9 protein-coding genes are annotated in these 11,480 nt (G+C 71.4%); 3 read left to right on the forward strand and 6 right to left on the reverse strand.

Annotation, left to right across the window (positions count from 1 at the left end; translation table 11 throughout):
* Entirely contained in the window at positions 1–1,641 is a 1,641-nt protein-coding gene (locus ACJMNC_RS15530) for an ABC transporter substrate-binding protein (RefSeq protein ID WP_408948868.1), read from the reverse strand.
* Between the two features lie 259 nt (positions 1,642–1,900).
* Between ACJMNC_RS15530 and ACJMNC_RS15535 the strand changes: the two genes are divergently transcribed.
* From ACJMNC_RS15535 to ACJMNC_RS15545, 3 genes are read left to right on the forward strand one after another with little or no spacing between them, the layout of a single operon-like run.
* A complete protein-coding gene (locus ACJMNC_RS15535; protein WP_408948869.1) occupies positions 1,901–2,998 on the forward strand; it encodes an acyl-CoA dehydrogenase in 1,098 nt (365 codons plus the stop codon).
* Between the two features lie 38 nt (positions 2,999–3,036).
* Positions 3,037–4,116 carry an LLM class flavin-dependent oxidoreductase gene (locus ACJMNC_RS15540; protein ID WP_408948870.1) on the forward strand — a complete coding sequence of 360 codons (1,080 nt, stop codon included), beginning with the start codon at positions 3,037–3,039 and terminating at the stop codon, positions 4,114–4,116.
* Positions 4,113–5,354: an MFS transporter gene (locus ACJMNC_RS15545; RefSeq protein ID WP_408948871.1), complete on the forward strand. Its 1,242-nt coding sequence runs from the start codon at positions 4,113–4,115 to the stop codon at positions 5,352–5,354. Before ACJMNC_RS15540 ends, ACJMNC_RS15545 begins: the two co-directional genes overlap by 4 nt.
* 104 nt (positions 5,355–5,458) lie before the next feature.
* Here ACJMNC_RS15545 and ACJMNC_RS15550 read toward each other — a convergent pair whose 3' ends face one another.
* From ACJMNC_RS15550 to ACJMNC_RS15570, 5 genes are all read right to left on the reverse strand, one after another.
* A complete protein-coding gene (locus ACJMNC_RS15550) occupies positions 5,459–5,743 on the reverse strand; it encodes an antibiotic biosynthesis monooxygenase family protein (protein ID WP_408948872.1) in 285 nt (94 codons plus the stop codon).
* Between the two features lie 97 nt (positions 5,744–5,840).
* Positions 5,841–8,660, reverse strand: coding sequence for a hypothetical protein (locus ACJMNC_RS15555; protein ID WP_408948873.1), 2,820 nt, complete (start codon positions 8,658–8,660; stop codon positions 5,841–5,843).
* Entirely contained in the window at positions 8,660–10,420 is a 1,761-nt protein-coding gene (locus ACJMNC_RS15560; protein ID WP_408948874.1) for an HSP90 family protein, read from the reverse strand. The genes ACJMNC_RS15555 and ACJMNC_RS15560 overlap by 1 nt, the downstream gene beginning before the upstream one ends.
* Positions 10,421–10,623: 203 nt before the next feature.
* Complete coding sequence (locus ACJMNC_RS15565) at positions 10,624–10,968, reverse strand: type II toxin-antitoxin system PemK/MazF family toxin (RefSeq protein ID WP_408948875.1); 345 nt, start codon at positions 10,966–10,968, stop codon at positions 10,624–10,626.
* A complete protein-coding gene (locus tag ACJMNC_RS15570) occupies positions 10,958–11,179 on the reverse strand; it encodes a toxin-antitoxin system protein (protein WP_408948876.1) in 222 nt (73 codons plus the stop codon). The genes ACJMNC_RS15565 and ACJMNC_RS15570 overlap by 11 nt, the downstream gene beginning before the upstream one ends.
* Between the last annotated feature and the right edge of the window lie 301 nt (positions 11,180–11,480).

Consider the following 11,480-nt stretch of genomic DNA (forward strand, 5'->3'; position numbering starts at 1 on the left):
TCAGTGGCCTCCCGGGCTCACCCAGGTGTCGTACAGCCACGAGCGGGCCGTCGATTCGGTGGTGAAGCCGTGCACCGACGGCGCCACCCCGAACACCTGGGTCTCGTCGTAGAGCGGAATCGAGTAGCCCTGCGAGAAGATGTGGTCCTCGATCTCCTGGATCTTGGCCTTGCGCTTGACCGGGTCGAACTCGGCCGACTGCTCGGCCAGCAGCGCGTTCAGCTTCTTATCCGGCTGCGGGGCCTTGAGAACGTCCTGCTGCTCGCTGTCGTAGGCGGTGCGCAGCACGCTCGGCTCGGCCGTCGACGTCTGGCCCTGCGTCCAGTACCAGTCCTTGGCGTCGGCCAGCTGCGACTCGTACTCGGTCAGCGAGGGCCGGGTGAGCTTGATCTCCGCGCCGGCCTTGCGCCACTGCGACTGCAGCACCTCGAGCACCGACTGGGACACCTGGTAGTAGGGCGCCACCCGCAGGTTGAACGAGAGCCGCTTGCCGTCCTTGCTCCGGATCCCGTCCGAGCCGGGCTTCCAGCCGGCGTCGTCGAGCAGCTTCTTGGCCTTGTCCAGGTCGTAGACCAGGTAGGAGGAGGCATCGCCGCGCAGCGGGGTGCCCTTGACCAGTGCGCCGGTGGGGATCGGGTAGTTCGGTGAGAGCACCGACTGGTTGATCTCGGTCCGGTCGGTCGCGGCCTGCAGTGCCAGCCGCACGTTCCGGTCCGCGACCGGCGAGGCCGGATCGATCAGCTGCACGGTGAGATCGTTGGTCTCGCCCTGCACCGGGATGGTGATCAGCGTGCCGCCGTCGGCGGTGATGGTCTCCTCGTCGTAGGGCGCGATGTTCCGGGCCACCTGCGCCTCACCCGACTTCAGGGCGCCCACCCGGGTACCGGCCTCCGGCACCGTCTTGAAGACCACCCGGTCGAGGTAGGCCTTGCCGGTGTGCTTGGAGCCCTCGGGCGCCCAGTTGTAGTCGTCGCGGCGCTTGAGGGTCACCCCCTGCGTGCCGTCGGCGGACTCCACCACGAACGGACCGGTGCCCACCCAGTTGCGGATGTCGCTCTGGCCGTTGAGATCCCGTTCCAGGAAGGAGTCGGCGAGAATGGAGCTGGCCCGGTAGTTGGACAGGATCTGGATGAAGCCGGCATTCGGCTCGGAGAGCTTGACCACCACCGTCTCCGGGTCGGGCGCGTCGGTCCCCGCGTAGGCGGTCCAGAACGGGTCCTTGGTGATGCCGCGGGCCTCGTCACCGAAGCCGTGCTGGTCGAAGTTCCGCTTGACCACCGCAGCGGTGAGCGGCGTGCCATCGCTGAACGTGACGCCCCGGCGCAGCGTGAAGGTGTAGGTGAGATGGTCGTCGCTGACCGTCCAGGACTGCGCCAGCCAGGGCTTGTAGTCACCGGTCTCCGGGTCCTGCCAGACCAGCCGCTCAGCGAGGTTGTTGGACACCTGACTGTTGGACCAGAGCGAGTTGGTCGGCTTCCAGGCCTGGTACTCGACCGGATCGTAGAAGGTCAGGGTGCCGCCGTAGACGGGTGGGCCGTCGCTGGACTGCACCGCGTTGGACCCGCAGGCCGCCAGCACGATCGCCGAGGAGGCAAGGGCCGCCGCGATCAGGGATCGTCGTCGGACTCTCGTGGAGAACATGGCAGGGGTCCTTTCACCGAAGCACTGAACAGGCCTGAGATGAGGCCGGAAGAAGGCGGGGAATCCGCAGCGGCAGGTCACGGCCGGCGGCTCGGCGAGTAGTCAAACACCGCCACCGCAGAGGGTCACCTGTTTCACCGGGCCTGGGTCTAACCCGAGCGAAAGAACCAGCCCGGGCGCAACCGGGCACAGCCCGCGGCGACGGTCGTAGTGTCCGTCCGGTGACCACTTCTCCCAGCCCCGAATCAGGTGATCGACGATGAGCTCCGTCGGCCTGACACCGACCGACTCCCCCACCACCGCAAGCCTTCTGGAGCGGGTACAGGAGTACGCCCGGACGGTGCTCGCACCCACCGCCGTCGCCACCGACACCGCCGGCGTGACCGCCGGCCGGGTGGGTGAACTGGCCGGACTGGGACTGCTGAATCATCTGGCGCCGCGCTGGGCCGGCGGCGCGGCCGCCGACCGGCAGACCGATCGCCGGATCCACGAGCTGCTGGCCGGCGCCTGCTTCAACACCTGGCTGGTGTGGGCCCAGCACGCCCCGATCGTGGGCCGGCTGGCCGCCGTCGACGGCGACCGCACGAACGGCGACCTCTCCCCCGCGGCCCGGTCGATTCTGGCCGGCGAGGTGCTCGCCGGTGCCGGCCTGAGCGATGTGCGCCGCTACCCGCAGCGCTACATCCGGGCCCGGCCGGTGCCGGGCGGTTGGGCGCTGAGCGGCACGCTCTCCTGGGTGAGCGGCTGGGGACTGAACTCCGTGCTCGCGGTGGGGGCGGTGGATCCCGACACCGCGACGGTGCTCACCACCCTGGTGCCGGTCAGCGACCGCACCCGCGCCGAACACCTGGAACTGGCCGCACTGACCGGAAGCCGCACCCTGCGCGTCCGCCTCGACGAGGCCTTCGTCGCCGACGAGGACGTGATCGCCCGGCAACCGCTGTCCCAGTGGCGGACAACCGATCTGGGTACGGCCGGAGATGCCCGTGGACAGCACTTCGGGCTGGCCGAGGCGATTCTGGCCGAACTCGAACAGTCCCCGCATGCGGCCGCACAGGATGTGGCCGTCCACTGGCGTCCGCGGGTGGACGGGCTCCGCGCGCAGGCGTACGGCCTGGCCGACGAGGCGCTCGACGGAGGCGACCCGCTGCACCGCATCGACGAACGGCTCGCGACCAAGGCGGCCAGCGGTGAAGCACTGTCGACGCTCAGCCGCGCCCTGCTGATCTCCCGGTCGGGCCGCGGCCTGGCCCGCGACGACACCGCCCAGCTCTACGCCCGCAACGCTCTCTTCGTTCTCGTCCAGGGACAGCGCACCGAGGTGCGCGATGCCCAGCTGGCCCTGCTCGCCCGCTGAGCCCCGACGGAACCCACGAACCGAAAGACACACCGACCATGACCTCCGACTACCTCTGGTACATCCCCAACGAAGTCGCTCCCGGACACCGCGGCGACGAGCCGCAGGACGGGCACAACAGCCTCGAGACCCTCGCCGGCCAGGCACTGGCCCTCGAGCGCGCCGGCTTCTCCGGCGCCCTGATCGGCACCGGCTGGGGCCGTCCGGACACCTTCACCGTGGCGACCGCCCTCGCGGCGCGGACCAGCACCTTCTCACCTCTGGTCGCGGTCCGGCCCGGCTACTGGCGACCGGCCAACCTGGCCGCCTCCATCGCCACGCTCGACCAGCTCAGCGGGGGCCGGGCCCGGGTGAACATCGTCTCCGGCAAGGACGATCTGGCCGCCTACGGCGACGACGACAGCGATCAGTCGCAGCGCTACGAACGCACCGCGGAGTTCATCGAACTGCTACGCGCACTGTGGACGCGCGAGCAGGTGACCTACCGCGGGGATCACTTCGCGGTGACCGATTCCACCGTGCAGCCGCGGGTCACGCCGCGGCCGGGGCGCCCGCATCCGCCGCTCTACTTCGGCGGCGCGTCGGCGGCCGCGGAGAGGGTGTCCGCCCGGCTCGCCGACGTCCAGCTGTTCTGGGGAGAGCCCCGCGACGATCTGGCCGAACGCATCGACCGATTGCGCCGGCTGACCGAGCAGCAGGGCCGGGAACTGCCACCGCTGCAGTTCGGGCTGCGCATCACCACCGTCGTTAGGGACACCTCCGAGGAGGCCTGGGACGTCGCCGAGCGCAAGGTGGCGGACCTGGCCCAGAAGCAGGCCGACGCAGGCGCACCGCCGGTCGGCTACAACCCGCATCGCCGGCGCGCGGTGGGGCAGCAGCGGCTCTATGATCTGGCCGAGCGCGGAGACGTGCTCGACGACAACCTCTACACCGCGCCCGGCCGGGTGGGGGCCGGCGGCGCCGCATCGACGTGGCTGGTCGGCTCGGCCGAGGACGTGGCCAAGTCGCTGCGCCGCTATGAGGATCTGGGTATCACGCACTTCATTCTCTCGGACACCCCGTACCGCCGGGAGATCGAGCGTCAGGGCGAGATTCTGCTTCCGTTGCTGCGCGGATGAGCGCGGTCCGCCGGCCGGCCTGGCTCACGCCGGGGTCCCGGCCGCTGCTGATCGCCGTCTTCTCGCTGAGCAGCACCCTCGGCTATGTGGCCATGATCCAGGTACTGCCGGTGCTGCTGGTGCCGATGGCCGACGATCTCGGCGTCTCCCGTACCGCGATCGCCGGGGCGTCCACGGTGTCCACCCTGGTCGGGGCACTGGTGGCGCTGCCGGTGGGCCGGCTTCTCGATGCGCGGGGCGGGCGCGCACTGATGACCGCCGGATCGGCGATCGGGGCGGCCGGGGTGGTGGCGTGGTCGCAGGCGCAGTCGCTCACCGGCCTGTACACCTCGTTCGTTCTGATCGGGGCGGCGATCGTGATGTCCACCTATGAGGCGGCGTTCGCGGTGATCGTGGTGACCACCACCGCCGAACACCGGGACCGGGCGATCCTCGCGATCACCATGATCGCCGGGCTGGCGACCTACCTGGTGTATCCGGTGATGGGCTGGATGAACACCGAGTTCGGCTGGCGCACCTGTCTGCTGATCCTGGCGGCGGTGATGGCCGGGGCCAGCATTCCGGCGCACCTCTGGGCGATTCCCGGCGGTGCCGCCCATCGCGCCCAGGCGCCCCGGCGGGAGGGCTCGAGTCTCCGGGAAGTTCTGAGGCGCAAAGACTTCTGGCTGCTCCTGACGTCGTTCGTCCTGCAGGCCGCGTCGGCGGCCGCGTTCCTGCTGCTGGTGGTGACCTATCTGCGGGACGTGGGCCACTCGGAGCGGGTGGCCACCTCGGTGCCGATCGTCATCGGGGTGCTGCAGGTGCTCTCCCGGCTGGTGCTGAGCACGGTGGCGCGGCGGGCGCCGATGGAGTCGGCGGCGGCCTTCGCCTTCGCGGCGCAGGGGGCCGGGCTGGCGATCCTGCCGCTGGTGGGGCTGTCGATCCCGCTGACGCTGCTGTGTGTGGCGGCGGTCGGACTGGGGCAGGGCGTCAGCGTGATCGCCCGGCCGTCACTGGTCGCCGACCGCTTCGGGGTGGCGCATTTCGCGACGGTGCTCGCGGCGATCACCGTGCCGATGGCGCTGGCCCGGGCGGGCAGTCCGCTGCTGGCCGCCTGGCTCGCGGACCGGCGGTTCCTGGTGCTGTGCGGGGTCGCCGCACTGCTCGGCTCGCTCGCCCTGCTGCCTCTGCGCACCCGCCGTCGCCCGTCCCCGCCGCCGTCCGAGGAGTCCGTGGACCTCGCCCCGGCCACCGGATAGTCCGCGACATCAGAACCGGTACGCGCGTCTGCGCACAGTCGCGTACCGGTCTGCGTGCCGCGTTCGTCGACGGCGCGGCCGCGGGACGCGGGCCGGTCGGGAGGTCAGTCGACGACGTCGAAGCCGAAGACGTCCACGCTCATCCCGCGGCGTTCGTCACCGGCGTGCGCGCCCGTGTCCCGGGCGTCGCTCCACTTCTGGTAGTTCTCGCGGGAGTCCCACCGGGTGATGACGAAGTAGCGGTCCTCGCCCTCGACCGGGCGCAGCAGCTCGAACTCCACGAAACCCTCGGCCTGGTCGACGCCCTTCTTGCGGGCGGCGAAGCGCTGCTCGATCTCCGCCTCCATTCCCTTCGGGTAGGCCAGGGCGGTGATGTTCACAAAGGTCATGGTTCCTCCGTCGTCGTTGACGTGCTGAGGCCAGCCTAGCCTCAGCGAACGCCGGCGACGACGGTCCAACGTCCCGGATGCGGGTGGCCCGGTCCGGTCAGTCCTGGTCGCGCTCGTCGAGTTCCCCGCGCAGCTGCATGAAACCGCCGTGCTCGGGATCCAGGCGCAGCCCGTCGGCGATCCGGCGCTCCGCGAGCGCCCGATGCCGGTCCCGGTCGTCCTCCCGGTCGAGTGCGATGCACGCCGAGAGGTACAGCGCGTTCACCGCCAGCGGCAGCCACTGCGCGGTCTGTGCCCGCTCGATCACCGAGTCCAGAATCACCTCGGCCCGGTCGGCGTCGTCCCGGCGGACGATGTCGGCGCGGGCGAAGTCGAGCCGTGCGCGCTCGAAGTCGACGGGGCGGTCGGCGCTGAGCCGGTCGTAGACGCTCTCGGCCCGGGTCAGCGCGTCCTGCGCCGCGGGGTCGTCGCCGGCGAAGTGCGCCGACACCGCGGCCATCCGCAATGCCGCGCCGATCTCGTACAGGCCGTCGATCTGCTCGAAGCAGGCGATCGCCGCCTGCAGATCTGCGTAGGCGTCGGCGTACCGCCGCAGGTCCATCTCCTCGCCGGCCCGAAGCTGGTAGATCTGCCCGATGTACCCCGGGTGCTCCTCGCCGGAGGCCGCGTCGAGGACCCGGCCGAAGGAGCCGACGGCGTCCTCGGACAGTCCCGCGGCGACCTGGGCCCGGCCCAGCAGTCCCACCGCGTGCAGGGCGCCCATCTCGTCGCCGCGTTCGGTGACCCGATCGATCACCGGCCGTATCGTCTCGATGATGGCGCGCGGCTCGTCGTCGCGTTCGAGGCGCACGATCACCTGATCGAGCACGGCGGCGTCGGCCTCCGCGTCGAGGCCTTCGACGGTGAGCACGGCGATCGCCTGCTCGTTGTCGTCGAAGGCGCCGTCCAGGTCGCCGACGGAGCCGCGCAGTTCGCCGCGCAGCCGCAACACGTGGGCCCGCTGCGCGAAGCGGGCGTGCTCCACCGCCTCGTCGAGCAGCCGGATCGCCGCCTGCGGATCGGCGCCGGCCTGCATCTGGGCGGCCACCCCGAGCACCCACACCAGATCGGCCTGCGCGGACAGCCGCTGATCGGCGGTCGAGGCCAGCTCCACCGCCCGCCGCCCGAAGGTCAGCGCCGCGTCCACATGTGGCCGATCGTCGCCGCCGGCCAGGTCGGTCAGTGCCGCCCGGCGCATCAGCAGCTCCACCCGCGCGGAGGCCGTATCCGCCGGCACCGACTCGGCTTCGCCGGCCCGGTCCGCGTCGGCGTAGGGCCGCTCGCCGCGGTCGGCGGCGTCCAGGGCCGCCATCCCGTCGGCGACGGCCTCGGCGGCGCGCTGCGGATCCAGCTCAGCCGAGATCAGGGCCAGGTTGCGGCAGTAGCCGGCGGCCGAGAGCGCAGGCCAGGACGGGTCGGAGGCGGGCAGCCCGGAGATCGCCTCGGGATCGAGGTCCGCATACTCCACGGCCAGCCGGTCGGCCATCAGCCGGGCCTGCCCGGCCAGCGAGCCGGAGATCGGCTCGGCGCGCTCGGCGGCATCGCGCAGCTGCGCGATCACCCCGAGCGGATCCTCCGCCTGCCGCCGGGTGGCCAGCATCATCTCGGCCCGCAGCCGGTGGCGGCCGGACAGCTCGTCGACCCGCCCGGCCAGCGCGTCGGCACAGGCCTCCGACCGGCGCGGCGAGGTGAGCGCGAACGCCGACATCCCGGCCAGCAGTTCTTCGGCGCTGCGCCGGGCGACCGGTTTCACCCCGGAGGCCGGCGCGGCGGCGGCGCGCAGCGCCAGGATCTCCTCGATCCGCCGGGACACGGCCGAACTCGCATTGCGCACGTCGAAGCGGCCGGCGATGGAGCGGGCCCGATCGGCCAGATCGTCGGCCAGCTCCCGGGCACCGGCCAGCTGGGCCGGGGCCCCCGGATGCTCGCGGCGCAGCACCACCGCATCCGGATCGGCATCGGCGGCGGAGGCGAAGACCGCGGCCAGCGCCGCCGCCTGCTCGGCCTCGGCCAGCGGGGTGAACGCCCGGTCGAGGCTGCCCAGCTCGGTGACGGCCAGTTGGTGCGCCTGCGTGAACGCGTCCACCCGGAGCAGCGCGACGATGGCGTCGGTGATCTTCGACAGCACCGGGAACGGCCCGTAGATGCGGGCGATCGACGCGGCTGCGGCGATCACCTCGTCGCGCCGGCCCTGCGCCGCCCAGGCCGCGATCAGGCTGGCCTGCGTCTCGGCCGGGAAGAAGCCGCAGCGGTCGCCGTTGTCGATCAGATCCGGTTCGGACAACTCCAGGGCGCGGGCCTGATCGCCGAGCCGGCTGTAGGCCGCGGCCACGCCGCCGCGGGCGCCCTCCTCGCAGGTACCGGCGGGCGGGGTGAAGTCGTCGAGCGCATCGAGGAGGGTGTGGGCTGCGGACTCGTCACCGCGGTGCACCGCGATCGCCGCACGCACCTGCGCCGGCATCACCCGGGTCCCGAATTCGGTTCCGGCCGTGCGCTTTTCCCAGTCGACGACCAGCGCCTCGGCCTGTTCCAGGGACAGTTCGGGCAGATCGGCGATGCTTTCGAGCAGGTCGGCGACGGTGGTGTTGAGCTGATAGAGCTGCCAGTCCTCGAGGTCGAGTTCCGGGCCGCGCCGGTCGCGTTCGCGCAGAAGCCAGGCCACCAGGGTGAGCACGTCGACGGCCTTGCCCGCCCAGATTCCGGCGTACGCGGCCTCCAGCCGCGCGATGTAGCTCCAGTACGGATCGCCGAGCTCGTCGGCGCGGGCGATCAGCGCCGGGAACGGCGTGAAGTCCTCGTGCCCGAATCGCGGGTCGCCGTAGCGTGCCTGCCACAGGTCGCTGCGGAAGGCGTCGAGGTCGGCTTCGGTGGCGGTCATCAGCGATCCTTTCGGGTGGCCAGGTCGGCGAGCAGACTGATCGCCGAATCCACTTCGGCGGCCGCGGCGGCCGGCAGCGACCGCCGGGCGCGCACCAGCGCCTGACTGTAGACCGTGCGCACCAGCGCGCCGGCCACGGTGGGATCGGTGATCTCCGGCAGCCGGCCGATCAGCGCGTTGGCGGTGTTGAGCACGAGCACCGGCCGCACCTGCGGGGCCGGGGCGGCCGCGTCGACGGCACCGAGCGCAGCCAGCCAGGCGTCCGGTTCACCGGCCACGTCGGCGAGCATGTCCCGCCGATCGGCGGCCAGCCGGGCCGAATCGTCGGTGAGCAGAATCGCCGACAGGGTGTCCGGCTCGATGCGGGTCAGGGTGGTGTCGCAGCCGAACGGGGCCAGAGCGGTCTCGGCCAGCGAGACCGCACCGGCGAACCGCTCCCGGGTCGGCTCGTCCACCGTGCCCAGCGCCGACAGCAGCACGTCCTGGGTGACGTACTCGCTGACCACCTCCGGGTTGTCGGCGACGAGCGCCCGGATCACGGCGGCTTCGAAGGCGTAGCCGGCGTTGACCAGTCCCATGCCGCGGCCGCTGAGCACGTCGCCGAGCACCCGGAAGTCGTCGACGCTGGTGGTGTAGCGCAGCGTCTGGAAGCGCGCCCGGAAGGTGGCCAGCGGCATGGCCCCGGAGTTGGTCTCGAACAGACAGTGCCGGTCGACGAAGCCGAGCAGTTCGCGGCGGTGCGCGGCGAGCGCCTTGATTCCCTGTTCGTGCACACCGAGGAACTTCTCGCGCAGACTCGGACGCTGTTCGAGCCCGGTCAGCCAGCCCACGACCTGCTCCCCGATGGCGCCGTGCACCTCGGCGAAGAGGTCGTTGCGCACCACCGACTCCCGGGAGGCGGTGGGGGTGAGGCCGTCGGCGCAGACCAGCACCCGCACGAAGTACGCCCACTCCGGCACCAGCTCGGGAACGTCGCCCACCAGCAGGCCCTTGACGTAGACGCGGTGCCCGGCACGGGCCACGAGGTCGCCGCCGCTGGGCCGCACATAGGCGATGCCGCGCAGCCCCGCCTGGGGGATGTCCAGGTCGAAGGATTCGAGCGGGGTGAAGCCGAACTCGTCCTGGCAGTACGCGACCTGGGCGGCGGCCCGGGCACCGGGATCGTCGTCGAAGAGCCTCCGGTCGGGGTTGACGCGGACCCCGTTGACCGTCACCGGGGTGGGGTGCAGGGCCGTGTACTCGGCCGCCAGCTCGGCCACCCGCTCCGGTTGGAGCCAGCGCTCCATCCCCGGCCGGGCCACGATCCGCACGGTGGTACCGGTGGCCGTGCGATCGCCCGGCCCGGCCTGCACCCGGCCGGCCGCCTCGCCGGTCCAGGACGCGGCGGGGTGGCCGTCGGCCTTGGAGTTCACCTCGATGGCCTCGCCCACCAGGAAACCGCTGAGCAGACCCACCCCGAACTGGCCGATGGTCTCACCGCCGGAGAAGCCGAGCTCGTCGCGCTTGGAACTGCGGCCGATGGTGCCGAGCAGCTCGGCGATCTGGCCGTCGTGCATGCCCACCCCGGAGTCGGTGATGGTGAACTCACGCCCGTCGGTGACGATCGAGACCTCGGCGTCGATCCGGCCGGCCACAGCCTGCGCGTCGATCGCGTTCTGCAGCAGCTCACGGATGTAGACCGCGGGAGAGGTGTAGAGGTTGGTTCCGAGTACGTCGATCAGGCCGCGCAGATCGACGTCGAAGACACCGGTGGATTCCACAGCCGCCCATGCTACGGACCCGGCCCGGCGGCGTTGAGTTCCGGTCTCCCGACCGACCGACCCCGCCCGGGCCGCTGACCGTTCTGCGCGGCCGGCCGCTCGGCGGCTGCCGCCGTTCGGGTGGGGCGGCGCCGAGCCGGCGGTGGGTCCACTCCTGGGCGAGTCTCCGGTTGTCGCCCCGTGGCGATCGACCCGCGTCGCGGTCAGCCGTCGGAGAGGAAGTCGCTCACCCACTGCCGGATCGAGCGCAAGACCTCGCCGTCCACCCGCCCCGCCTGGCCGACGATGCGTCGTCTCGACACGGTCCGGATCTGCTCGGTCATCGCCCAGCAGGATCGGCGCAGTTCCCCACCGCGGATCTCCACGTGATTCGGCCATCCACGATCGACGGTCGTTATCGGCACGATTACCGCGAGTGTGTCCACCACCTCGAGGTAGTCGCGTCCGGCGACGATCACCGCGGGACGGCGGCCACCCTGCTCGCGGCCTGCAGCCGGATCGAGTTCCACCCAGACCACGGCACCGGGGACGAGCGCCTCAGCGGTCAACGGATTCCCAGTCGCGTACCTCGTCCGCATAGGACTCGAGCTTCTCCGCCGGAGTCGCCGCGATCGCCGACCGGAGCGCATCGAAACGCGCAGCGCGGTCGCCGAGGGCGAGGAGATGCTCGATCTGTTCCCCGAGGGTCCTCCCCTCGCGGGCCGCTTGCTGCTTGAGCCGGTCCCGGAGGTCGACGCTCACCTTGATCGTCGTTGTCATACTTTGAGTATACGCAGATTCATACCATGCGTCCTCGCCGGGCAACGCGAGAACCTCCGGGTTCGCCAGATCCGCAGATCCGGCGAACCCGGAGGTTCTCGTCGTTCAGACCGTGACTAGCCTCGATCTTTCATCCGGTGCCTATCCCTGCCTGAGCGGTTCGGATTGATTGCGGCAGGGCTGATTTTGCGGTTCGGGTACGACAGGCTGGCCGGTTGCCGCCGGATCACGGCCGGGTTTCACGGGCCCGGAGGGTGTCTTTCAGGTCGTTCGGATACGTCAGGACACGCTGGTCACGTGC

The sequence above is a fragment of the Gordonia sp. VNK21 genome (genome assembly GCF_046098115.1).
Taxonomy (GTDB): domain Bacteria; phylum Actinomycetota; class Actinomycetes; order Mycobacteriales; family Mycobacteriaceae; genus Gordonia.

Excerpts from the sequence above, each read along its gene's own strand:
- ACJMNC_RS15550 (WP_408948872.1), bottom strand. The coding sequence starts at position 5,743 with ATGACCTTTGTGAACATCACCGCCCTGGCCTACCCGAAGGGAATGGAG.
- ACJMNC_RS15545 (WP_408948871.1), top strand. The coding sequence starts at position 4,113 with ATGAGCGCGGTCCGCCGGCCGGCCTGGCTCACGCCGGGGTCCCGGCCG.
- ACJMNC_RS15555 (WP_408948873.1), bottom strand. The coding sequence starts at position 8,660 with ATGACCGCCACCGAAGCCGACCTCGACGCCTTCCGCAGCGACCTGTGG.
- ACJMNC_RS15540 (WP_408948870.1), top strand. The coding sequence starts at position 3,037 with ATGACCTCCGACTACCTCTGGTACATCCCCAACGAAGTCGCTCCCGGA.
- ACJMNC_RS15570 (WP_408948876.1), bottom strand. The coding sequence starts at position 11,179 with ATGACAACGACGATCAAGGTGAGCGTCGACCTCCGGGACCGGCTCAAG.
- ACJMNC_RS15530 (WP_408948868.1), bottom strand. The coding sequence starts at position 1,641 with ATGTTCTCCACGAGAGTCCGACGACGATCCCTGATCGCGGCGGCCCTT.
- ACJMNC_RS15535 (WP_408948869.1), top strand. The coding sequence starts at position 1,901 with ATGAGCTCCGTCGGCCTGACACCGACCGACTCCCCCACCACCGCAAGC.